The sequence below is a fragment of the Sphingomonas sp. NIBR02145 genome (genome assembly GCF_027359115.1).
GTDB lineage: Bacteria > Pseudomonadota > Alphaproteobacteria > Sphingomonadales > Sphingomonadaceae > Sphingomonas > Sphingomonas kyeonggiensis_A.
In genome coordinates this window covers 2,217,613-2,239,951 of the sequence record NZ_CP114791.1, presented here as the reverse complement: position 1 = coordinate 2,239,951, position 22,339 = coordinate 2,217,613, and the positions used below count along the sequence as shown (strand labels likewise).

Annotated in this window: 19 protein-coding genes; 16 read left to right on the top strand and 3 right to left on the bottom strand. The window is 67.7% G+C overall.

What is annotated here, in order from left to right; translation table 11 throughout:
• Positions 1 to 52: 52 nt before the first annotated feature.
• Both O3305_RS09855 and O3305_RS09850 read right to left on the bottom strand, forming a co-directional pair.
• Positions 53 to 2,659 (bottom strand): TonB-dependent receptor plug domain-containing protein, encoded by a 2,607-nt coding sequence (locus O3305_RS09855; RefSeq protein ID WP_269576230.1) that lies wholly within the window; start codon positions 2,657 to 2,659, stop codon positions 53 to 55.
• A gap of 7 nt (positions 2,660 to 2,666) precedes the next feature.
• Complete coding sequence (locus tag O3305_RS09850) at positions 2,667 to 3,410, bottom strand: EF-hand domain-containing protein (protein WP_353739233.1); 744 nt, start codon at positions 3,408 to 3,410, stop codon at positions 2,667 to 2,669.
• 353 nt (positions 3,411 to 3,763) lie between these two features.
• On the opposite strand from O3305_RS09850, the gene O3305_RS09845 reads away from it, so the two are divergent.
• Together O3305_RS09845 and O3305_RS09840 are read left to right on the top strand one after the other, a co-directional pair.
• A complete protein-coding gene (locus tag O3305_RS09845) occupies positions 3,764 to 4,093 on the top strand; it encodes a hypothetical protein (RefSeq protein ID WP_269576229.1) in 330 nt (109 codons plus the stop codon).
• Positions 4,087 to 4,551: a DUF3617 family protein gene (locus tag O3305_RS09840; RefSeq protein ID WP_269576228.1), complete on the top strand. Its 465-nt coding sequence runs from the start codon at positions 4,087 to 4,089 to the stop codon at positions 4,549 to 4,551. Before O3305_RS09845 ends, O3305_RS09840 begins: the two co-directional genes overlap by 7 nt.
• A gap of 96 nt (positions 4,552 to 4,647) precedes the next feature.
• On the opposite strand, the gene O3305_RS09835 is transcribed toward O3305_RS09840, so the two are convergent.
• Positions 4,648 to 5,973, bottom strand: coding sequence for an MFS transporter (locus O3305_RS09835; protein WP_269576227.1), 1,326 nt, complete (start codon positions 5,971 to 5,973; stop codon positions 4,648 to 4,650).
• 165 nt (positions 5,974 to 6,138) lie between these two features.
• On the opposite strand from O3305_RS09835, the gene cyoA reads away from it, so the two are divergent.
• The 14 genes from cyoA to O3305_RS09765 all read left to right on the top strand — a co-directional run bounded on the left by cyoA (position 6,139) and on the right by O3305_RS09765 (position 22,323).
• The gene (gene cyoA / locus O3305_RS09830) at positions 6,139 to 7,314 is read left to right on the top strand and encodes a ubiquinol oxidase subunit II (protein ID WP_342250755.1); all 1,176 of its coding nucleotides are present in this window, start codon (positions 6,139 to 6,141) and stop codon (positions 7,312 to 7,314) included.
• Between the two features lie 14 nt (positions 7,315 to 7,328).
• Positions 7,329 to 9,329 carry a cytochrome o ubiquinol oxidase subunit I gene (cyoB, locus tag O3305_RS09825; RefSeq protein ID WP_269576226.1) on the top strand — a complete coding sequence of 667 codons (2,001 nt, stop codon included), beginning with the start codon at positions 7,329 to 7,331 and terminating at the stop codon, positions 9,327 to 9,329.
• Positions 9,330 to 9,332: 3 nt separating this feature from the next.
• Positions 9,333 to 9,962 (top strand): cytochrome o ubiquinol oxidase subunit III, encoded by a 630-nt coding sequence (gene cyoC, locus O3305_RS09820; RefSeq protein WP_269576225.1) that lies wholly within the window; start codon positions 9,333 to 9,335, stop codon positions 9,960 to 9,962.
• Positions 9,959 to 10,330: a cytochrome o ubiquinol oxidase subunit IV gene (gene cyoD, locus O3305_RS09815; RefSeq protein WP_269576224.1), complete on the top strand. Its 372-nt coding sequence runs from the start codon at positions 9,959 to 9,961 to the stop codon at positions 10,328 to 10,330. The genes cyoC and cyoD overlap by 4 nt, the downstream gene beginning before the upstream one ends.
• 44 nt (positions 10,331 to 10,374) lie before the next feature.
• Positions 10,375 to 11,037, top strand: coding sequence for an SURF1 family protein (locus tag O3305_RS09810; protein WP_269576492.1), 663 nt, complete (start codon positions 10,375 to 10,377; stop codon positions 11,035 to 11,037).
• A complete protein-coding gene (locus O3305_RS09805) occupies positions 11,034 to 12,323 on the top strand; it encodes an ATP-binding protein (RefSeq protein WP_353739232.1) in 1,290 nt (429 codons plus the stop codon). Before O3305_RS09810 ends, O3305_RS09805 begins: the two co-directional genes overlap by 4 nt.
• Positions 12,320 to 12,853 carry a response regulator transcription factor gene (locus O3305_RS09800; RefSeq protein ID WP_269576223.1) on the top strand — a complete coding sequence of 178 codons (534 nt, stop codon included), beginning with the start codon at positions 12,320 to 12,322 and terminating at the stop codon, positions 12,851 to 12,853. The genes O3305_RS09805 and O3305_RS09800 overlap by 4 nt, the downstream gene beginning before the upstream one ends.
• A gap of 284 nt (positions 12,854 to 13,137) precedes the next feature.
• Positions 13,138 to 14,733 carry a SulP family inorganic anion transporter gene (locus tag O3305_RS09795; RefSeq protein WP_269576222.1) on the top strand — a complete coding sequence of 532 codons (1,596 nt, stop codon included), beginning with the start codon at positions 13,138 to 13,140 and terminating at the stop codon, positions 14,731 to 14,733.
• Between the two features lie 102 nt (positions 14,734 to 14,835).
• On the top strand, positions 14,836 to 15,243 hold the full coding sequence (locus O3305_RS09790; protein WP_269576221.1) for a hypothetical protein: 408 nt from the start codon (positions 14,836 to 14,838) through the stop codon (positions 15,241 to 15,243).
• Positions 15,244 to 15,362: 119 nt separating this feature from the next.
• On the top strand, positions 15,363 to 16,955 hold the full coding sequence (locus tag O3305_RS09785) for an ArnT family glycosyltransferase (protein ID WP_269576220.1): 1,593 nt from the start codon (positions 15,363 to 15,365) through the stop codon (positions 16,953 to 16,955).
• A gap of 82 nt (positions 16,956 to 17,037) precedes the next feature.
• Positions 17,038 to 17,550 carry an RNA polymerase sigma factor gene (locus O3305_RS09780; RefSeq protein ID WP_269576219.1) on the top strand — a complete coding sequence of 171 codons (513 nt, stop codon included), beginning with the start codon at positions 17,038 to 17,040 and terminating at the stop codon, positions 17,548 to 17,550.
• Between the two features lie 48 nt (positions 17,551 to 17,598).
• Positions 17,599 to 18,537: a FecR family protein gene (locus tag O3305_RS09775; protein WP_269576218.1), complete on the top strand. Its 939-nt coding sequence runs from the start codon at positions 17,599 to 17,601 to the stop codon at positions 18,535 to 18,537.
• On the top strand, positions 18,524 to 20,908 hold the full coding sequence (locus O3305_RS09770; RefSeq protein ID WP_269576217.1) for a TonB-dependent receptor: 2,385 nt from the start codon (positions 18,524 to 18,526) through the stop codon (positions 20,906 to 20,908). Before O3305_RS09775 ends, O3305_RS09770 begins: the two co-directional genes overlap by 14 nt.
• A 266-nt stretch (positions 20,909 to 21,174) precedes the next feature.
• Positions 21,175 to 22,323: a glycosyltransferase family 2 protein gene (locus tag O3305_RS09765; protein WP_269576216.1), complete on the top strand. Its 1,149-nt coding sequence runs from the start codon at positions 21,175 to 21,177 to the stop codon at positions 22,321 to 22,323.
• Positions 22,324 to 22,339: the final 16 nt, after the last annotated feature.

The following is a 22,339-nucleotide window of genomic DNA, read 5'->3' as shown; positions in this document are numbered from 1 at the left end:
GGGGTAGCCTCTTCTACTCGTCACCCCGGGGCAAGCCCGGGGTGATGCAAGGCTAGAAAATCCGCCGCACCGACAGCAGCAGCGTCCGCCCCTCGGGATCGAGATAGGCCCCCTGATAGGCGAGCGGGGTCGCACCGCTGGCATCGGTCACTTTCTGCCGCGTGTTCAGCAGGTTGGCGATCGACAGGCTCACCCTTGTCCCGCGCGCCCAGTCCTTGCCGCGGAAGCGGTTGGCCAGGTTGGCGAAGACCCGAAGCTCGAAAGTCGCCAGCGCCCCGAAGCGCAAATCCCCGGCCGGTGACGTGCCGGTCACCTCGGCCGCGCTCTTCCAGCTCCCCGACAGGCGCACGCCCACGCCATTGTCGATCACACCGGTGTTGAGTTGCACATTGTGCCGCGCCCGCGGGGTGCCGCCCAGCGTCCCGCCGTCCATCAGGTCGATCGGCGCAAGCCCCTCGCGCAGCACGATTTCATCCTTCAGGATCACGCTGTGGTAGAGCGAGAATTGCAGCCGTGCGCCATTGTCGCTGCCTCCGCCGCCAGGCCCTCCCGGCCCACCGCGGAAACCGCCCGGCGGTGGCGGCCCGAACCCGCCCGGTCCGCCCGGGGGAGGCGGTCCGAAGCCTTCGGGCGGCGGACCTCCCGGGGGCGGACCGAATCCGTCCGGCGGCCCGTCGAACCCGCCCGGCCGGCCGGGCCCGCTGGGGTCGCGCAGTTCGCGGCCATTGACCACGATGTCGCCGTCCTCGCCGGGCGGCGGGCCATCGCGATGCTCGGGATCGGTGCCCTCGGGCGGACGGTCGTAGCGGGTTTCCCCGTTCGGCCGTCCGCCCTCGGGCCGGTCGCGCATCCATGGCGGCCGGAAGCCCGGAGGAGGCGTCGGTCGCTTGGGTGCGCGCAGCACCTGGGTGAAGTTGATGCCCCAGCGCAGCTGCTCGCGATCTTCGCGGGCGATGTTGACTGCGCGGGTGTCGATACTGGTCAGCTGGCCGGCGGCATCCCGTTCGAAATGCTCGGGAAATGCCTCTTCCAGCGCCGCCGAGCCGTCGGCGATGCTGAGGATAGCATTCTCGGTGCGGCTGTTGTTGTAGTTGGCGGTGAAGCTCAGATTGAGCTTGGTCCAGGGCTTGGCGGTCAGTCCCAGCTTGACCACGTGGCGGTCATCGGCCTTGAGCAGCGGGTTGCCGCCCGAGATCCGGCTGACCGTCACCGTCTGGCCGGTGGCATAGTCATAGGCGCGGACATTGTCGGTGATCACCACCGCGTCGCCGCGCTGGGCGAGGGTGGGGGCCACGCGGTCCTCGTTCACCGCCGCGATCAGGCTCAACCCCGTGACCGGGGTCCAGTTCAGCCCATAGCCGAAGGTGCCGAGCGTGCCGTAGTCGGAGACCTGCGTGACCCCGCCGTTGAGATTGGCGGTCAGCTTGCCGAGGAACGGCAGCACGCCTTTGGCGCGGCTGGCCAGCGGCAGGTCGAGGCTGATCTGCCCGCCCGCATTGGTCCGGCTGCTGTCGCCCGATGTGGCTGTGCCGCCCAGCGTGCTCCGGGTGCTCAGCGAACTGAAATCGCCCCCCAGTCGCACGCTCACCGCGGCATCGCCGGCGGGCAAAGCGAGCAGCTTGCCGTTGACCAGCAGGCTGGCATTGCCGGTATCGGTCAGCGAACTGGCCCGGTCGGTGCCGATCATGCCGCTGTCCGCGCGATCGGTATCCCGCCGCGTGTCGGCATGGCTGTAGCTCGCCACCGCCGACAGCCGCCAGCGCCTGCTCAGGTCGTGGTTGAGCGTCACCCCGCCACCCACCGTCGTAGTGCGGCTGTCCTGGCGCAGCGGATCGTCCGAGAGGAAGCTCGTGGTGCCGAGCGGCAGGCCGTTCAGCCCGTCGCTGCTCGTATAGTCCCCGCGCAGGTTGACCGAGAGATTGGTCTTCGCGCCCAGCTGGTGGGCGACATTGGCGTTCAGCCCATAGCTCCGCGTAGCGGGCTTGAGCGTGCGATAGCCCCGGTCGTCCGTGCCGTCGGCTGCTGTGCTCGCCGGCACCAGGTCGCGCTCGCTCTCGAGCAGCGAGGCGGTCGATTTGGCCCGCCCGGCGATGTTGACCCGGTCATTGTCGCGGATGCGGGTATAGGTGAAGTCGCCGCTCCCATTCTCGCCCTGGCCCTCGGTCGCGAGCCCGCCGGCCAGGTTGGCGACGCGCCCTTCGAAGCGCCGGCGAAGGATGATGTTCACCACCTTGCGCTGTGCGTCATAGCCATATTTGAGCGCGACTTCCTCGGGCAGGATATCGACGCGGACGATCGATTCCGTCGGCAGATCCGAGACTTCGTTGACGCCCGAGATACGCTTGCCGTTGACCAGCACCACTGGGCCCTCGTCGTCGCGGCCCTGCGCGCTCGCAGTCTGCTCGGCGATCGCGTCGAGCAACTCGCTCACCGTGCCCACGCCATAGGCGGCGATATCGGCTTGGCCGAGCCGGTTCTCCGGCGGAATGTCGCCGATCACCGATCCCGGCGGGGCCTTGCCGGTGACGACGATGTCGTCCTCGCCCTGCTTGGGAGCGGGGTTGTCCTGCCTGGGCGGTGCCTGGGTCTGGGCGTGCGCCGCCGGGGCGAGCACGGCCAGCGCCGCGCCCGCGAGCAGCTTCATCCTGGTCTGCGTCATGACGGGCTCATTCTTCTCCGCGCGGCGGACGGCCCATCGGGCCGCCAAAACCGCCGGGTCCACCCGGACCGCCCGGTCCGTCACGGTCGCGCGGCTCGAGGCTGCGCAGCTCCTCCATCGTCAGCGCGCCGTCATGATCGGCATCGGCCGCGTCGAACTTCTTGCGCTCATAGGCGAGAAGTTCGTCGAGCGAGACGCCATTGTCGTAATTGGTGTTGGCGTTGACGATCACCATTGCGTTGAGCGGCTCGACCAGCCGGCGCAGCGCCATGTCGTCCTCGTCCAGGTCCGGCATGATGCTTTCGGAGACCGGCCCGCCAATCTCGGCGACGGGCTGGTGCTCGGCGGAGGCGACCGAACCCATGTCGTGCTGCCAGGCGAAGAACTCGGCCGCGCTCAGCGATCCGTTATGATCGGTGTCGATCCGCTCGAACCGCGCCTTGATCCGCGCGTCGCGCCGCGCCTCGATCACGGTCTTGAGCTCTTCGAAGGTGACCAGCCCGTCGCCATTCTTGTCGGCGGTCCTGAACATTTCGGTGACGACCTTGTCGAGCTTCTCGCGCTTGACCGGCTTCATCATTTTGGGACGCCCGCCACCCGGACCACCGCCGGGAGGGCCGCCACGGCCGCCGGGTCCGCCCGGCCCGCCGCCGCCGCCGGGAAAGCCGCCACCGCCGCCGCCGGGGCCCATCTGGGCATAGGCCGGCGCCGCCACGGCCAGCGCCGCACCCAATAGGAGGGTGCGCACCACGCCTTGTTTAGATCCTTGCATCACGTCCCCCGTGCAAACCGTCTCGCAGCCGCTCTCGGCCGCCCGGTGCACGCGGGAATTTCGATTTGTTGCAACGCGGAGAAACTGGCGCTGCGTCAGCCCATGGAAGCTGAACGGATCAACTTCGCGGTGCCCTGTGAGCATGACGATGCCGCGCCAGGCCTGCTCCCGTCGCGGCCATATGGCGGCTTGGTCGCGTCCAAGCGGATGCCGGTCGCAGAATCGTTCCGCGCGGGGGAGGTGGCGCGCACCTCTGCCCGACGCGGCCCTGCGTGTCCTCCGTCTTCCCTGGTGGCTCCTCGCACGTCCGCCCTGTTCAAGGAGACGATGCGATGAGGAAGATGATGGCGGCCGCGTCCTGCGCGGCGATGCTGCTCGCGGTGCCGGCCCAGGCCGGTATCCAGGACGTGCCCCAGGCCCAGCAGGCAGCCCCGGCCGAAGCCGCGCCGGCGGTGCCCGAATGCAAGCCGAAGAAAAAGAAGAAGGGCCTTGGCCTTGGCGGACTGCTGCGCGCCGCCCGCAATTCGGGCCTGGTCGGCGGCCTGGCCGGCAAGGTGGGCGGCAATTCCTATATCGCCAATGCGGCGGCCAGCACGGCGATCGACGTTGCGGCCAGCCAGCCGAGCGGCTCGTCCGACGCGGTGGAGACGCCGCAGTGCTGAAGACGGGTTTCCTTCGGGTCGCGCTGGTGTTGCCGTGGCTGCTGGGCGCATGCGGCGGGCAGGGCGTCGCCAATACGGCTGCCGGCGCGGAGCAGCGGGGGCAGGGAGCGCCGGGCTCGCTGCGTTCGGGGCTCTACAAGATCGTCCAGACCGGCGATGGCGGGGGCGAGGAAGAACGCTGCATCACCAATGAGATCATCGCCGCGGGCCAGTATATCGCGGTCAAGGACCTGCAGCCGGGCTGGAAGATCGTGCGCAACCGCGCCTCGGGCGGTACGGTGGATCTCGAGGCGACGGGTCCGTCCAAGGGCAGGATGGTGTACAGCGGCAGCTACACCGCGACGAGCTTCACCGTCGATGCCGTGATGACCTTCGAGCACAATGGCGAGATGATGACGATGAAGAACCGCGAGACGGGCACGTTCGTGTCGGGCGATTGCGGGAAGGGCGAAGGGTGACTTGAGACTTGCCGATCCTCCCCTCCCGGGATGCGAAACAAAAAGAGCCGGCGACCCCTGGGGTTGCCGGCTCCTTTTTTCCGCTGACCGGATCGATCAGTCGATGTTCTTGGCGAGCTCGCGGTTGAACCAGAGCGCCACCAGGGTGCCGATCGCGCCCGAGAGGAGATAGGCTCCGGCGGCGAGCAGGCCGAACTCGGCGCCCAGCCACAGGGCGATCAGCGGCGCGAAGGCGGCGCCGAACAGCCAGGCGAGGTCCGAGGTGAGCGACGAGCCCGTGTAGCGGTGCGACTTGGTGAACATCGACGACAGCGCGCCCGACGACTGGCCGAACGAGATGCCGAGCAGCGCGAAGCCGAACAGCATGAACACGATCTCGCCCGCCTCGCCCGAGGAGAGGAGCTGCGGGGCGAAGCCGCTGAACACCGCGATCGCGACGGCCGAGCTGCCGAGCAGGGTACGGCGGCCGACACGATCGGCCAGGCTGCCCGAGATGACGATCGCGATGGTGCCGACGATCGCGGCGACCGCTTCGATCACCAGGAAGTCGACCGGGCTGTTCTCGGTGTAGAGGAACACCCAGGAGAGCGGGAACACGGTGACCATGTGGAACATGGCGAAGCTGGCGAGCGGGGCGAAGGCGCCCATCACGATGATCCGCCAGTCGGCGCTGACCGTCTCGGAGATCGGCGCGGGCTCGAGCTCGCGGTCTTCGAACAGGCGGGCATATTCCGGCGTCACCACGATGCGCAGGCGGGCGAACAGCGCAACCACGTTGATCGCGAAGGCGACGAAGAAGGGATAGCGCCAGCCCCAGGCGAGGAAGTCCTCGGCCGGCAGCGCAGCGATGAAGAAGGCGAAGAGCAGGCTGGCCACGAACAGGCCGAGCGGCGCGCCGAGCTGCGGGATCATCGCATACCAGCCGCGCTTGTCGCTCGGTGCGTTGATCGCGAGCAGCGAGGCGAGGCCATCCCAGGTGCCGCCCAGTGCCACGCCCTGGCCCATGCGGAACAGCGCGAGCAGGAGCGGCGCGGCGAGGCCGACCTCGGCATAGCCGGGCAGGAAGGCGATCGAGGCGGTCGAGCCGCCGAGCAGGAACAGCGCGATCGTCAGCTTGGCGCCGCGGCCATAGGCGCGGTCGACGGCGGTGAAGATCAGCGTACCGACCGGACGGGTGATGAAGGCGAGCGCGAAGATCGCGAACGACCAGAGCGTGCCCTGCAGCGGATCGAGGAACGGGAAGATCAGCTTCGGGAAGACCAGCACCGAGGCGATGGCGTAGACGAAGAAATCGAAGAACTCGGACGTGCGCCCGATGATCACGCCGATGGCGATCTCGCCGGGATGGATGGCATGGCCGTCGCTGTGCAGCGCGCGGGCATCCCGCTCGGCGGTAAGGGTGGGGACGGGTTCACCGCTCATCGAGTTCGAACTTTCCTGCAACACGCGCAGCGCAAGCGCGTTTCATAATGCCGTTAAGGGGGCTAAGATAGCCCCGGCGCGGCGCTCTTGCGCCATAGCAGACAACGCAGGGATTGGACAAAATGTCCTATGTGCGGTGCAACATCGGGGGCCTAGGCGCCCGCCATGCCTAGACCCCGTCCGCTCTCCGCACGCCTCCGTGCGCTGCTGACCCTGCCGGCTTTCGCGCTGTTGTGCGGATGCGACATGGTCGTGCTCAACCCCGCCGGCGATGTCGCCCGTCAACAGGGTGACCTGGTGATCGTGTCGACGCTGCTGATGCTGCTGATCATCATCCCGGTGATGGCGCTCGTCGTCCTGTTCGCCTGGCGCTATCGCGAGTCGAACAAGGAAGCGCATTACGAGCCGGACTGGGATCACTCGACCGGCCTGGAACTGGTGATCTGGTCGGCCCCGCTGCTCATCATCATCTGCCTTGGCGCGATCACCTGGGTGAGCACCCACCTGCTCGATCCGTACCGCCCGCTGGCGCGCACGGGCCCGAACCAGCCGGTGGCGGCCAATGTGAAGCCGCTTGAGGTCCAGGTCGTCGCACTCGACTGGAAGTGGCTGTTCATCTATCCCGAGCAGGGCATCGCCACGGTCAACGAGATGGCCGCTCCGGTGGGCCGCCCGATCCGCTTCCGGATCTCGGCCTCGTCGGTGATGAACTCCTTCTACATCCCCGCGCTGGCCGGCCAGATCTACGCGATGCCGGCGATGGAGACCCCGCTGAATGCCGTGTTTGACAAGACCGGCGTCTTCCAGGGCTTCTCGGCAAATTATAGCGGTCATGGCTTCTCGAAGATGCGCTTCAAGGCGCACAGCGTGGACCAGGCCGGGTTCGACGCCTGGGTGGCCGAAGCCAAGAAGGCCGGCGGCAACCTGGACCGCGCGGCCTATCTCCAGCTCGAGCGCCCGAGCGAGGGCGATCCGGTGCGCCGCTTCGCCGCGGTGGAGACCGGGCTGTTCGATCGGGTGACCAACCTGTGCGTGCAGCCGGGCAAGATGTGCATGCACCAGATGATGGCGCTCGATGCCGAGGGCGGCATGGGCAAGGCCGGGCTGCACAATGTCCGCCACGTCGAGGACAAGACCAGCGCCACCGGCACTCACATGCATGGCGGCAAGAGCTTCGTCGGCGAGATCTGCGCCGACAAGATGGACGTCGCCGTCCGCGCCCAGCCCAAGCCGATCAGGCAGGCACCGCTCGCCGGTGCCGGCCTGAGGCAGCCTTCGGCGGAGCCGACCCCGACCGCTCCCAGCGTTGCGTCCGAAACCCGGCCGCGTCCTCTTTCCTGATCGCGAAGCAGATTATGATCCCGCAACCCGCACCCGTTAGCCCTATCCTGGGCAAGCTGTCGCTCGACGCGCTGCCGCTGCACGAGCCGATCGTCGTGGCGACCTTCTGTGGCGTCGCCCTTGGCGGCATCGGCCTCGTCGCCGCGCTCACCTATTTCAAGCTCTGGGGCTATCTGTGGAAGAACTGGTTCACCAGTGTCGACCACAAGAAGATCGGGATCATGTACATGATCCTGGGCCTCGTGATGTTCCTGCGCGGCTTCGCCGACGCGCTGATGATGCGCCTCCAGCAGGCGCTCGCGTTCAACGGGTCCGAGGGATACCTGAACGCGCACCACTTCGACCAGGTGTTCACCGCCCACGGCGTGATCATGATCTTCTTCGTGGCGATGCCGTTCGTCACCGGCCTGATGAACTACATCGTGCCGCTGCAGATCGGCGCGCGCGACGTGTCGTTCCCGTTCCTGAACAATTTCAGCTTCTGGATGACGACCGGCGGCGCGGTGCTGGTGATGGCCTCGCTGTTCGTCGGCGAGTTCGCCCAGACCGGCTGGCTGGCCTATCCGCCGCTTTCGGGGATCCTCTACAGCCCCGGGGTCGGCGTCGACTATTATCTATGGGCGCTGCAGGTCGCGGGCGTGGGCACGACACTTTCGGGCATCAACCTGATCGTGACGATCCTCAAGCTCCGCGCGCCCGGCATGACCCTGATGAAGATGCCGGTGTTCACCTGGACCTCGCTCTGCACCAACGTGCTGATCGTCGCGTCCTTCCCGGTGCTGACCGCAGTGCTCGCGCTGCTCGGTCTTGACCGCTACGCCCACACCAACTTCTTCACGAACGACTTCGGCGGCAGCGCCATGATGTACGTGAACCTGATCTGGATCTGGGGTCACCCGGAGGTCTACATCCTGATCCTGCCGCTGTTCGGCGTGTTCTCGGAAGTCACCTCGACCTTCTCGGGCAAGAAGCTGTTCGGCTATTCGTCGATGGTCTATGCCACGATCGTCATCACGATCCTGTCGTATCTCGTCTGGCTGCACCACTTCTTCACCATGGGCTCGGGCGCCAGCGTCAACAGCTTCTTCGGCATCACGACGATGGTCATCTCGATCCCGACGGGCGCCAAGATCTTCAACTGGCTGTTCACCATGTATCGCGGCCGCATCCGCTTCGAGCTGCCGATGATGTGGACCGTCGCGTTCATGCTGACCTTCGTGATCGGCGGCATGACCGGCGTGATGCTCGCCGTGCCCCCGGCCGACTTCGTGCTGCACAACTCGCTGTTCCTGATCGCGCACTTCCACAATGTGATCATCGGCGGCGTGCTGTTCGGCCTGTTCGCGGCGATCAACTTCTGGTGGCCCAAGGCCTTCGGCTTCAAGCTCAACGTCTTCTGGGGCAAGGTGAGCTTCTGGTGCTGGGTGGTCGGCTTCTGGATGGCCTTCACGCCGCTCTACATCATGGGCCTGATGGGCGTGACCCGCCGCATGCGGGTGTTCGACGACCCCAGCCTGCAGATCTTCTTCGTCGTCGCGGCGCTCGGCGCTGCCCTGATCGCCGCCGGCATCGGCGCGATGCTGGTCCAGTTCGCGGTGAGCATCTGGAAGCGCGAGGAGCTGAAGGACGTGACCGGCGATCCGTGGAACGGCCGTACCCTGGAGTGGGCGACCTCATCGCCGCCGCCGGAGTACAACTTCGCGTTCACGCCCGTCATCCATGACCTGGATGCCTGGTACGACATGAAGAGCCGCGGCTGCGAGCGTCCGCTCACCGGCTTCAAGGACATCCACATGCCGAGCAACACCGGCGCGGGCGTGATCCTCGCCGGCATCAGCACCCTGATCGGCTTCGCGCTGATCTGGCACATCTGGTGGCTGGTCGGCGTGAGCTTCGTGGCGCTGATCGGCGGCGCGATCTTCCATACCTTCAACTACAAGCGCGATTTCGACATTCCCGCCGAAGTCGTTGCCGAGACCGAGGCTGCGCGCACGCGCCAGCTCGCCGGAGCCTGATCGATGAGCACCACGACGATTCCCGCCGCGGACGAACCGGTCCGCTTCTACGACCTGGACGAGCATCCGCACCCGGAAGGCTACAGCACGATGCTGGGCTTCTGGATCTACCTGATGAGCGACTGCCTCATCTTCGCGATCCTGTTCGCCTGCTACGCCGTGCTCGGCGGCAATTTCGCCGGCGGCCCGGGGCCGAAGGACCTGTTCGACCTGCCGCTGGTCGCGCTGAACACGGCGATGCTGCTGTTCTCGTCGATCACCTATGGCTTCGCGATGCTCGGCATGGCAAAGGGCAACAAGACGCAGGTACTCGTGTGGCTGGCGATCACCCTGGTGTTCGGCGGCTGCTTCCTCGGCATCGAGCTCTACGAGTTCAGCGAGCTGATCCATGAGGGCGCGGGCCCGTGGCGCAGCGCGTTCCTGTCGAGCTTCTTCACCCTGGTCGGCACGCACGGCCTGCACGTCACCTTCGGCTCGATCTGGCTGATCACGCTGATGGTGCAGGTGAGCCGCTTCGGCCTGACCGCCGCCAACCAGCGCCGCCTGGCCTGCCTGAGCCTGTTCTGGCACTTCCTCGACGTCATCTGGATCGGCGTCTTCACCTTTGTCTATCTGATGGGAATGCTGCGATGAGCCACGACACCCATGACCACGGGGATCACGGCCACGGCGTCGAGATTCCGCACGGTTCGATGCGCGACTATGTCATCGGCTTCGTGCTTTCGGTCATCCTGACCGCGATCCCGTTCTACCTCGTCATGGAACGCCCGTTCTCGAACGGCGTCACCGCCGCGGCGATCATGGCGTTCGCGATGGTCCAGATCGTGGTCCACATGGTCTATTTCCTCCACCTCAAGCCCAAGGCCGAGGGTGGCTGGACGATGACCGCGCTGCTGTTCACGATCATCGTCGTGGTGATCATGCTCTCGGGTTCGCTGTGGGTGATGTACCACCTCAACGCGAACATGATGCCGATGGTCGATCCGAGCCAGCTTCCGTGAACGATGAACCCCGGCCCCGCGTCAGATGGGGCATCGCGGTTGCGATGCTCGTCTGCGCGGGGCTGCTGGCGGGGCTGGGCATCTGGCAGCTCGAGCGCCGCGTCTGGAAACATGAGCTGATTGCCGCGGTCGAGAGCCGTGCGCACGGCACGCCCGCAGCGGCGCCCGGGCCCGGCGCCTGGAGCGCGATCACCGCCAGGACCGACGCCTATCGCCGCGTCACCGCCACCGGCACTCTCCTCAACGACCGCGCCACGCTGGTGAAGGCGGTGACCGAACGCGGTTCGGGCTATTGGGTGATGACCCCGCTCAAGACCCGCGATTTCACCCTGCTGGTCAATCGCGGCTTCATCCCCGACGCGATGCGCGACAAGGTTCCCGCCGGGCCCGGCTATCTGCAGGTGACCGGGCTGTTGCGTGTCACCGAGCCCGGCGGCGGGTTCCTCCGCGCAAACGAGCCCAGGGCCAATCGCTGGTATTCGCGCGACGTCGCGGCTATCGCCAGCGCCCATGGGCTCGGACAGGTCGCACCCTATTTCATCGACGCGGATGCCACGCCTAATCCGGGCGGCTGGCCGGTGGGTGGGCTGACCGTGGTCAAGTTCCCCGACAATCACCTGGTCTACGCCCTGACCTGGTTCGGGCTGTGCGCGATGGCGCTGTGGGGCGCCTGGTTCATCGGCTGGCGGCGGGGAAGCGCCCAGTGATCCACGCCCGGGGGCAGGAGGATACCGACCCCGGCCGGCGCAACATGTGGCTGCTCGTGCAGCTGCGCTGGATCGCTGTCGGTGGCCAGCTGGGCACGATCGGCTTTGTCCATTTCGTGATGGGCGTGAAGCTGCCGCTGGTCCCGCTGTTCATCGCCCCGCTGGTGCTGATCGGCATCAACCTGGCGACCTATCCGCTGCTGGACCGGCGCGCGGCGATCACCAACTGGGAGCTGACCCTGGCGATGCTGGCGGACGTCGCGGCGCTCGCCTGGCAGCTCCACTTCACCGGCGGCCTCGCCAACCCCTTCGCCTCGCTGTTCCTGCTCCAGGTCGTGACCGGGGCGATGCTGCTCCAGCCGGGATCGAGCTGGCTGATCGTCGGCGCGACCAGCCTGGCGGTGTTCGGCATCGCGATAAATCCGGTGCCGCTCGACCTGCCGACCGGCGTCAACGACCCCTTCCGGCTCTATCTGGCGGGCAGCCTGATCTGCTTCGCGTTGATCGCGGTGCTGCTGGTCTCGCTGATCACCCGCATCGCCCGGAATCTGCGCGACGGCGATGCCGAGCGCGCCGAGATCCGCCAGCGCGCCGCCGAGGAGGATCACATCGTCCGCATGGGCCTGCTCGCCACCGGGGCGGCGCACGAACTGGGCACGCCGCTCTCCTCGCTCTCGGTGATCTTGGGCGACTGGCAGCGCATGCCGCGCATCGCAGGCGACCGGGACCTGGCGCAGGACGTGGCCGACATGCAGGCCGAGGTGGCGCGCTGCAAGACGATCGTCAGCGGCATCCTGGCCTCGGCCGGCGAGGCGCGGGGGCTCTCCTCCGAATTCACCACGGTGCGGCAGTTCCTCGACTCGCTGGTCGCCGACTGGCGCGCGAGCCGGCTGACCGGCACGCTCGACTATGCCGATCATTTCGAGCCGGACGTGGCGATCGTCTCCGATCCGGGGCTTCGCCAAGTATTGAGCAACGTGATCGACAACGCGGCGGAGGTTTCCGACTGGATCGGCATCACCGCGCTGCGCGACCATGACGACCTGGTGATCGACATCGCCGACGAGGGACCGGGCTTCGCGCCCGAGATGCTCGCCGGCTTCGGCCAGCCCTATCGATCGAGTAAGGGCAAGCCGGGCGGCGGGCTGGGGCTGTTCCTGCTCGTCAACGTGCTGCGCAAGCTGGGGGGCACGGCAAGCGCGGAGAATCTTCCGGGCAGCGGGGCGGTGGTCCGCATCCGCCTGCCGCTTGACGCGATCGCCCGCCCCGGGGAGGAACAGGCATGAGCGCAATCCGCAAGCTGCTGATCGTCGAGGATGACGAGGCCTTTGCCCGGACGCTGCGACGCTCGTTCGAACGGCGCGGCTATATCGTCGAGGCTGCGGCGAGCCATGAGGACCTGACCGTGCTGCTGGAGAATTTCCACCCCGGCTATGCGGTGGTCGATCTCAAGCTAGGCGGGGCCTCGGGCCTGGCCTGCGTCCAGAGCCTGCGCGCCACCGATGCGGGGATGAAGATCGTCGTGCTGACCGGCTTCGCCAGCATCGCCACCGCGGTGGAGGCGATCAAGCTGGGCGCTTCCTATTATCTCGCCAAGCCCTCTAACACCGACGATATCGAGGCGGCGTTCGGCCGGGAGGAAGGCGATCCGGACGCGCAGATCGCCAGCCGGCCCTCGTCGATCAAGACGGTGGAATGGGAGCATATCCACCAGACTTTGGTGGAGACGGACTTCAACATCTCCGAGACCGCCCGGCGGCTGGGGATGCACCGGCGGACGCTGGCGCGGAAGCTGGAGAAAAGGCAGCTTCGCTAGGGTTTTGATGACGTGCAACCCAAGCAGTTCCCCGGCGAAGGTCGGGGACGAGGGTTTCTCTGCCGTGTCGCCTGTTACTCTGGGCCCCGGCTTTCGCCGGGGAACCGAAGGGGAATTCCGACGACCTCAAATATCTTCGTCATCCTGAACTTGCTTCAGGGTCTGGCGGTGTCGCTTATGGAGAGTTCGATGCTGAAACAGATTCAGCATGACGGAAGGAGAGAGGCGGGCGGCTTCCCATCCATCGCAAGCGGGCGCAGAGGTGGGGCTCCGGGAGGGGCCATTTGAAGATTCGTGCCGATATCGTCGCCGGCCTCGCGGTTGCCGGGCTGATGCTGCCCGAGGCGGTGGCCTATGCCGGGATCGCGGGCATGGCGCCGGGGCATGCGGTCCTGGCGGCGCTGGTCGGCACGCTCGTCTATGCGCTGGTCGGGCGGAGCCGGTTCGCGATCGTATCGGCGACGTCCTCCTCCGCGGCGATCCTCGCCGCTTCGCTGGCTGCGGTGCCGGGCGGCGAGGGAATGCGTGCGCTGTTCCTGATGATGGCGGTGGCGCTGGCCGGGCTGCTGTTCCTGCTGGCATGGGCGTTCCGGCTGGGCGGGCTGACCGGATTCATCTCGCATCCGGTGCTCCGCGGCTTCGCCTTCGGACTGGCGATCACGATCAGCGTCAAGCAGCTACCGGTGCTGGCGGGCGTGCACGCGCCGAGCGGGAGCCTGTTCGATACCGGCTTCGCCGTGCTGCGGGCCGTACCGCACTGGCATGTGCCGAGCCTGGCGGTGGGGCTGGCCGCGCTGGCGACGCTGCTGGTGCTGCGGCGCTGGCCCGGCGTACCGGCGGCGCTGATCGTGCTGGTCTCGGGCGTCGCGGCCTCCGGACTGCTCGAACTCCAGGCACATGGCGTGGCGACGGTGGGGCACATCGCGCTGATGCCGGAGAGGGCGACGATACCGGCCTACTCACCGGCGATGCTGCTGGAAGCGGCGCAGGTCGCGGTGCCGCTGGCGCTGATCCTGCTGGCCGAGAGCTGGGGGACGATGCGGACGCTGGCGCTGCGCCACGGCGACCTGCTCGATTCCGGCCGCGAGTTGCGCGCGCTGGGGCTGGCCAATCTCGCGTCGGCGCTGGTGCAGGGGATGCCGGTGGGGGCGGGACTCTCCGCCAGCGCGGCGAACGAGGCGTCGGGCGCACGCTCGCGACTGGCCGGCACGGCGGCGGCGCTGGCGCTGGGCGCGCTGGTGCTGTTCGCGATGCCGCTGGTCGCGCTGCTGCCCCAGCCGGTGCTGGCGGCAGTGGTGATCGCGGCGCTGACCCATTCGCTCGATCCGCGGCCGATCCTGCGGCTCTGGGGGCTCAACCGCGACCAGTATATCGCGCTCGCCGCCGCGCTGGGCGTGCTGGTGCTCGGCGTGCTCGACGGCATGCTCTGCGCGATCCTGCTCTCGCTCGCGGCGCTGGTGCAGCGCTTCGGCAATGCCCGCCTGGCGCGACTGGGGCGGCTGGGGGAGAGCCATGACTTTGTCGATGCCTACCGCCACCACGACGCGGTGATGCTCGCCGGAATCGCGATCTGGCGGCCGGCGGCCCCTTTGTTCTTCGCCAATGCCGAGCGGATGTTCGCCGAGATCGCGCGGCGGACCCTGGCCGAGCCGGACCTGCGCGCGGTGGTGATCAGCCTGGAGGAGAGCATCGATATCGACAGCACGGCGCTCGACGCGCTGCTCGAGTTCGATCGGGGGATGGGGGCGAAGGGGCTGCGGGTCCATTATGCGCGGGTGCACGACCGGGTGCGCGACCTGCTGCATGCAGCGGGCGCGCAAGGGGTGGTGGAGCGGAGCGATTACAGCGTCGCCGATGCGGTGCGGCGGCTGGAGCGATAATACCGATTGCGACACAAAATCGCCCGGCGAGCCGATGACCCGGATGCGGATCGTGCTTATATGCTCCGTCATCGGATCATGGGGGCTCGAAAGGACAGTGCCATGAACAGGATTTCGATCAAGCTTCTCGGCGCCGCCTTGCTGGCCGGGCTGGCCATGCCGGCCGCCGCGGCCGGGCAGAAGGACGGCGAGGCCGAGATCGCCAAGGCGGTCGCCGGGCGTACTGCCGGCAAGCCGGTGGATTGCATCAACCTGCGCGACATCCGCTCGTCGAAGATCATCGACGGGACCGCGATCATCTACGAGATGAACAACGGCGTGAAATATGTGAACCGCCCCCGGAGCGGTGCGCAGACGCTCGACTGGACCGACGTGCTCGTCACCGAGACGACGCTGAGCCAGCTCTGCCGGATCGACACGGTGCGGCTGTACGACACCGGCCTGCGCTCGGTTACCGGCTGGGTGGGTCTGGGCGATTTCGTGCCCTACCCGAAGCCGCCGCGCAGCTGAGGAGCTGATCGCCGATCGAACCGGCGCTCCATCGTTCAGGAGTGCCGTTTGGTCGCGATCGCCTTGCGGGATCGGCGCCGTAGCTCCGTCTCGACCTGAACCCAGTTTTCAGGTTGAGTATGCAGCACGTCCCAGCCCGCACCCTGCTCGACGCGCCCCGCCACCGGCCATTGCGGCTGGTCGAGCCCGGGCATCTGCCCTGGACGGCACGGGTGGCAGCGGCGACGCGGGTGTGGGCGAGCAACCCGGCCCTGCTGGCCGCGCTGCTGCTGGTCGTCGCGATCGTCGCGCGGGCTGCGCAGTTCGGCAATCCCGTCGTCCAGGTCGATGACGAATTCTACCTGCTGACCGGCGACCGGATGCTCCATGGGGCGCTGCCCTATGTCGACATTTGGGACCGCAAGCCAATCGGGCTGTTCCTGATCTATGCCGCGATCCGCCTGCTCGGCGGGGAAGGCGTGCTGGCATATCAGCTGGTGGCGACGCTGTTCGCGGTGGCCACGGCCTTCGTCATCGCGCGGATCGCCCGCAACCTGGCCGGGCCGCACGGCGCGGCGGCGGCGGGCGTGGTCTATATCCTCTATCTCGGCATATTCGGCGGCGAGGCCGGCCAGTCGCCGGTCTTCTACAATCTGTTCGTCGCGCTCGCGGCCTGGGCGATGACCGGTATCGTGCGTCGCCCAGGCTTCGACTGGCTGGGCTTCGCCGGCGGGCTGGTCGTGATGCTGCTGATCGGCGCGGCGATGCAGGTGAAATATACCGCGCTGTTCGAAGGCGTGTTCTTCGGGCTCGCGCTGCTGTGGTTCGCCGCGCAGCGCGGGGTCGGGAGAGGCCGGCTGTTCGCGATGGGCACGGCCTGGATCGCCGCGGCGCTGCTGCCGACGCTGGCTGCTTGGGGCTGGTATGCCGCGATCGGGCAGGGCGACGCGTTCGTGCAGGCGAATTTCCTGTCGATCCTCGAGCGCAGCTCGGACGGCACCGGCATCGTGCTCAAGCGGCTGGGCTGGATGGCGCTCTTGCTCGCGCCGCTCGGGATTGCGGCATGGCTGGGGCGCGGCATGGCGCGGCCGGTGAGCGAGGATGTGCGCAAGCTGCTCGACGGCTGGGCGATCGCGGCGATCGGCGGCGTGCTGCTCTTCGGCACCTTTTTCGACCATTATGCGCTGCCGCTGATCGCGCCGCTCTGCGTGCTGGCCGCCGCCTGGTTCGGCGACGGGGCGGCGGGGCTGGTGCTCGCATCGGGGCGGACGCGTTGGCGGATCCCGGCGGGCGTGGCGATGATGGCGCTGATCGCCACGATCTCGCTCAACATCGTCAACGACAATCGCCGTGACCGGGGCTGGGGCCCGCAGGTCGAGCGGATGGCGGACTATATCCGGCCGCAGCTGCGCGATTGCCTGTACGTGTTCGACGGGGAACCGGCGCTCTACCGGCTGACCGGCAGCTGCCTGCCGACGCGCTGGCCGTTCCCGAGCCATCTGAGCCTCACCCGCGAATCGCGCGCGATAGGCGCCGATCCGATGGCCGAGGTGAAGCGGATCATGGCGGCGCGGCCCGAATTCGTCGTCGCCAGCACCCGGCCCGACCGCGACCTGAGCCCCGAAGTGCTCGATTACATGACCGCGCTGCTGGCGCGCGACTATGCGCCGGCGCTGGAAGTGCCGGTGGGGAGCCGCAGCCGTATCGTCTATCGGCGGCGGGCGGGTGCCTGAGCTCCTCCTTTCCGCTGCCGCAATTGCGCCATCTCGCAGCCAAGGCTTGGCAAGAGAAGCGCGCAATGCTTTGGCTTCGGGCATGACTGCCACTTCGTCGATCAGCGGCTTGCAGCGCGTGCTCGAGGACGAGCGGCCGCGGCTGCTGCGCTTCCTCGCCGCGCGCGGGGCGGGCGACGATGCCGAGGATGTGCTGCAGGACCTGTGGCACAAGATCTCGGGCGCCGAGGCGCGCCCGGTCTCCGATCCGATCTCCTATCTGTTCCGCGCCGCCGAGAATGTGCTGCGCGATCGCCAGCGCGCCAACCTGAGTCGCGGGCGGCGCCAGCATGAATGGCAGGACCTTGCGGCCAGCGATCACGCGCCGCAGGGCGAGCGCGTGCTGATCGCGCGCGAGCGATTGCGCGAGGCGGAGACGACGCTGCTTGCACTTGGGCCGCGAGTCGATCAGGTTTTCCGTCGCTACCGGCTGGAGGGGCTCGGCCAGGCAGCGATCGCTCGGGAATTGGGGATAAGCTTGAGCTCGGTGGAAAAGGATCTGCAGAAAGCGTACCGCGCCCTCGCCCAGCTGAAGGACCGGTTCGATGCGGAATGATCGCATCGACTCCGTCCTCGGGTTGAGGTGGGCATGAACGGGCAGGTTTTGGAACTTCTTGCAGAGGACGCCCGGGGGTGGGTGATCCGGCTGCAGGACTCGGCTTTCGCCGATTGGGACGCTTTCGCCGATTGGCTGGAGCGCGATCCCGCGCACTTGCAGGCCTATAATCAGGCACTCGACGCCGATGAGGCGATGGCGGGGCTGTTCCAGCTCGCGCCGGCGCCGGTGGTGGTGCCCGAGGCCGAGCCGGTGGCGACGCGCGCGCCACGGCGGCTGTTCCTGATTTCGGGCGGCGCGGTCGCCGCCGCGTTGGCGGTGGTGGTCGGTTGGTCCAGCCTGGGCAGCGGCCCCGGCGGGCATGAATATGCCACGCGCGCCGGCGAGCGCCGCGAAGTCGCGCTGGCCGACGGATCGAGGATGGTGCTGAACGGCGCCACCCGCGTGGCGGTGCTCGACAAGCGCAGCGCCGAACTGATCGAGGGCGAGGCGCTGTTCGAAGTACGCCACGACGTCGCCAACCCGTTCATCGTCAAGACCGGCGGCGTCACGCTGCAGGATGCCGGCACCGTGTTCAATGTGGTGCGCGACGAGACAGGGTTGCGCGTCTCGGTGGCCGAGGGCGCGGTGATCTACCAGCCCCAGGCCGAAGCGGTGCGGCTGAGCCCAGGCGACTCGCTGAGCGTTGCCGGCAGCGGCCGCCCCGAAGTCAGCCGGACCATCGTCACCGATATCGGGGCGTGGCGCGGTGGGCAGCTCGTTTATCGCAATGCGACGCTCGAGCGCGTCGCCGCCGATCTCTCCCGCAACCTGGGCGTCAAGGTGCGGGTGGGGAAGGGAACGGAAGCCATTCCGTTCACGGGCACGATCTCTACCCAGGGCGGTCCGGGAGCCGTGGTCGAGCGCATCGCCGCGCTGACCGGTACCCGTGCGACCCGTGCGGGCAATGGATGGATGCTGGACGCGATCGACGGTGCACCGCACTAAGCTGATCCTTCCGATCGCTTTGCTGGCGGCTTCGCCTGCGCTTGCGCAGGAGAAGCGGCATAGCGTCTCCGTGCCTGCCGGACGGCTCGATGCCGCGGTGTTCACCCTCGGCAAGCAGACCGGCAGCAGCATCGGCCTGCGCGAGTCCGCATTGGGCGGCATCACGGTGCGGCCGATCAAGGGCAAGCACAGTGTCGATGGCGCGCTGGCCGAGATGCTGCGCGGCACCGGCGCGCGCGCGCGCCGCGTTGCCCCCGGCACCTGGCTGATCGAACGCGCCCCGCCGGTGCGGCATCGTCCGGTGCCGCCGCCACCGCCCCGCGAGGAGCCCGATGCGCCGCCGGCCGAGATCCTGGTCACCGGCAGCAAGCGCGATGTGCCGCTCAAGGCCTATCCGGGCGGCGTGCAGATCGTCGAGGGCGAGGATATTCCGGTCTCCGAAGGCGGCAAGGGCAGCGATGTCATCGCCAACCGCGTCGCCAGCCTCGCTTCCACCCATCTCGGGCCGGGGCGCAACAAGCTGTTCATCCGCGGCATCGCGGATTCGAGCTTTGTCGGGCCGACCCAGGCGACGGTTGGCCAATATTGGGGCAACAGCCGGATCACCTACAGTGCGCCCGATCCCGACCTGAAGCTGTACGACATCGGCCGGGTCGAAGTGCTCGAGGGGCCGCAGGGCACGCTCTATGGCGCGGGATCGCTGGGCGGCGTGGTCCGCGTGGTGCCGCGCGCGCCGGATTTCTGGGCAAGTGGCGGCCAGGTCTGGGGCGGCGGCTCGCTCACCCAGCATGGCGACCCGAGCTGGGACGTGGGTGGCATCGTCAACATGCCGATCAAGGAAGGCGAGCTGGCCTTCCGCGCGCTGGCATTCAGTTCGCGCGACGGCGGCTATATCGACGACCGCGAGCGCGGGCTGGCTGACGTCAACAGCGTGCGCACCACCGGTGGCCGCGCGGCCTTGCGCTGGGAAGTCGATGGCTGGACGATCGACGTGGGCGGCGTCGGCCAGAGCATCAAGGGCAATGACGCGCAATATTCGGACGGCAAGGGCGATGGCCTGAGCCGGAGGAGCCCGATCGCCCAGCCGTTCCAGAATGACTTCTGGCTGGCCGAGCTGGTCGCCCGCAAGCGCTGGGGCGATATCGAGCTGAGCACGGCCGGTGCCTATGCCCGGCAATATGTCTCCGAAGTCTTTGCCGGTGCCTCGGTCGACGACGTCAACCAGGGTTTCCCATTGCCCGCGCTGAACTCCCCGCTGATCGGCTATCAGCAAATCAACCGGGTGAGCATGATCACCTCGGAGACGCGGCTGTCACGGCGCGGTCCGCGCGGTACCGGATGGCTGATCGGGGTGAGCTTCCTGGAGAATCGCGGCCGGGTGAACCGCAGCTATGGGTCGATGCGCGCGGCGCTGACCGGCGTGCGCAACACCGTGGACGAGGCGACGCTCTACGGCGAGGGCACGGTGGAGCCGGTGCGCGGGGTGACGATCACCGCGGGCGGGCGACTGACGCGCTCGCACCTGACCGGCAATGCGCAGGACGCAGACCGTTTCTTCGCCTTCCGCGCCGATCCGCGTGCGCGGGCGGCGCGCACCGAGACACGGCTGCTGCCCTCGGCCGCGATCGCCTATCGCCCGTTCGACGGGCTCACTGTGTTCGGCCGCTTCGAGCAGGGCTTCCGCCCCGGCGGCCTGGCGGTACGGCGCGACCTGATCCAGCGTTTCCAGGGCGACCGGCTTTCCACGGTCGAGGCGGGCACGCGCTACACCGCCGATGGGCTGAGCGTATCGACCAGCGCATCGATGACCTGGTGGACCAGCATTCAGGCCGACCTGATCGACGGCTATGGTTTCCCAACCACGTCGAACATCGGCGACGGGCGGGTGCTGTCGCTGGGGATGGCGGTGCGCTGGCGGCCGCTGCCGGGGCTGGACCTGGACGGTTCGCTCTATCTGAACGCTTCGAAGGTGACCGACCCTTCCGCGGCGGTGTTCCCGCTCGCCGAGGGACCGTCCGACTTCAACCGGCTGCCCAATGTCGCCGATGCGAGCGGGCGGCTGGGCGCCGCCTATCGCACCGCGCTAGGCGGCGAGACCGAATTCTCGGCGAGCAGCTATCTGCGCTATGTCGGGCGCTCGACGCTGGGCATCGGGCCGGTGCTGGGCAAGCCGCAGGGCGACTATGTCGATACCGGCATGGAGCTGCGACTGGAGCGTGGCCGGCGGGCGATCACCCTGTCGGCGACCAATCTGCTCGATACCCGCGGCAACCGCTTTGCGCTGGGATCACCGCTGCTGATCCGCGACGAGAAGCAGATCACCCCGCTGCGCCCCCGCACCGTGCGGCTTGGGGTTGAGCTGGGGTTCTAGGCTTTACGACGGAGAAACCCTGGGCCCTGGCTTTCGCCGGAGAACGGAAAAAGCGAGTCCCGTAATCTTTGCCTAAATTTTTTTGAAAAGCGTTGCGGGATCGCCACAGGGGCTCCGTCTCAACCATGCCCCCGAGGCAGGAATGCTTAGTCGTCCCCCGGCACCGCATTCGCTGTCTCGAACCCCCGGGAGGGCGCGCCATTGCGTATCTGTGCCCCGGCGCGCCCCTCCCGGGGCCCAATTCAAGGGCCCAGAAAAGGGATCGCATGAAGCTCTTCCTCGACGGCGAGATTGCGCGTTTCGCGCGCATCGCACCCGGCGCCGATCTCGAACTTGCCGTGGTCATCCCCACCTTCAACGAGCGGGTCAATGTGCCGCTGCTGATCGACAAGCTCGACGCCGCGCTGAAAGGGCGGAGCTGGGAGGCGATCTTCGTCGACGACAACAGTCCGGACGGTACCGCCGATGCGGCACGTGCGCTCGGTCGCAAGGACATGCGGGTGCGGGTGATCCAGCGGATCGGCCGGCGCGGGCTCTCCTCGGCCTGTATCGAGGGCATGTGCGCCACTTCGGCGCCCTTCGTTGCGGTGATCGACGGCGACCTGCAGCATGACGAGACCCTGCTGCCCAAGATGCTCGATGCGCTGGAGCGTGACCAGAATCTCGACGTGGCGATCGGTTCGCGCTTCGTGGATGGCGGCGGTACCGGTGAGTGGGACGAGGATCGCGTGGCCAAATCGGCCTTCGCGACCAGGCTCTCGCGCAAGGTGCTCAAGGCCGATCTCTCGGATCCGATGAGCGGCTTCTTCATGATCCGCGCCGGCGTGGTGCGCGACCTGGTGCCCAGGCTCTCGGCAATCGGCTTCAAGATCCTGCTCGACATCATGACCGCCTCGCCGCGGCCGTTGAAGTTCGTCGAGCTGCCCTATGTGTTCCGCGCGCGCGCGCTTGGCGAGTCCAAGCTCGATCATGTTGTGGCGATGGAATATCTGATCGCGCTCTATGACCGGATGTTCGGCAAGGTCGTGCCGGTGCGCTTCGTGATGTTCTCCGGCATCGGTGCGTTGGGTGCGGCGGTGCATTTCGCGGTGCTCTCCGCCTTGTTCTGCGGGCTCGGATGGTCGTTCGTCGGCGCGACGATGTTCGCGGTGCTGGGCGCGATGACCTTCAACTTCTTCCTCAACAACGCGCTGACCTATCGCGAGCAAAGGCTGAAGGGCGCGGCCAGGCTGCTGCGCGGCTGGGCCAGCTTCTGCGTGGTGTGCGGCGCGGGCGCGGCGGCCAATGTCGGCGTCGCGGCGTTCCTCCACAATGTCCAGCATGGCGACTGGCGCCTGTCGGCGCTGGCCGGGATCGGCGTGGCGGCGGTTTGGAACTTCGCGCTGTCGTCGCGTTTCGTGTGGGGGCGGTACTGACCACCCACGTATCCGT

What these genes read in the sequence shown, in the direction of transcription:
- O3305_RS09855 (WP_269576230.1), bottom strand. Translation starts at nt 2,659, where the DNA reads ATGACGCAGACCAGGATGAAGCTGCTCGCGGGCGCGGCGCTGGCCGTG.
- O3305_RS09845 (WP_269576229.1), top strand. Translation starts at nt 3,764, where the DNA reads ATGAGGAAGATGATGGCGGCCGCGTCCTGCGCGGCGATGCTGCTCGCG.
- O3305_RS09835 (WP_269576227.1), bottom strand. Translation starts at nt 5,973, where the DNA reads ATGAGCGGTGAACCCGTCCCCACCCTTACCGCCGAGCGGGATGCCCGC.
- cyoA (WP_342250755.1), top strand. Translation starts at nt 6,139, where the DNA reads ATGCCTAGACCCCGTCCGCTCTCCGCACGCCTCCGTGCGCTGCTGACC.
- cyoB (WP_269576226.1), top strand. Translation starts at nt 7,329, where the DNA reads ATGATCCCGCAACCCGCACCCGTTAGCCCTATCCTGGGCAAGCTGTCG.
- cyoC (WP_269576225.1), top strand. Translation starts at nt 9,333, where the DNA reads ATGAGCACCACGACGATTCCCGCCGCGGACGAACCGGTCCGCTTCTAC.
- cyoD (WP_269576224.1), top strand. Translation starts at nt 9,959, where the DNA reads ATGAGCCACGACACCCATGACCACGGGGATCACGGCCACGGCGTCGAG.
- O3305_RS09810 (WP_269576492.1), top strand. Translation starts at nt 10,375, where the DNA reads ATGCTCGTCTGCGCGGGGCTGCTGGCGGGGCTGGGCATCTGGCAGCTC.
- O3305_RS09800 (WP_269576223.1), top strand. Translation starts at nt 12,320, where the DNA reads ATGAGCGCAATCCGCAAGCTGCTGATCGTCGAGGATGACGAGGCCTTT.
- O3305_RS09790 (WP_269576221.1), top strand. Translation starts at nt 14,836, where the DNA reads ATGAACAGGATTTCGATCAAGCTTCTCGGCGCCGCCTTGCTGGCCGGG.
- O3305_RS09785 (WP_269576220.1), top strand. Translation starts at nt 15,363, where the DNA reads ATGCAGCACGTCCCAGCCCGCACCCTGCTCGACGCGCCCCGCCACCGG.
- O3305_RS09780 (WP_269576219.1), top strand. Translation starts at nt 17,038, where the DNA reads ATGACTGCCACTTCGTCGATCAGCGGCTTGCAGCGCGTGCTCGAGGAC.
- O3305_RS09765 (WP_269576216.1), top strand. Translation starts at nt 21,175, where the DNA reads ATGAAGCTCTTCCTCGACGGCGAGATTGCGCGTTTCGCGCGCATCGCA.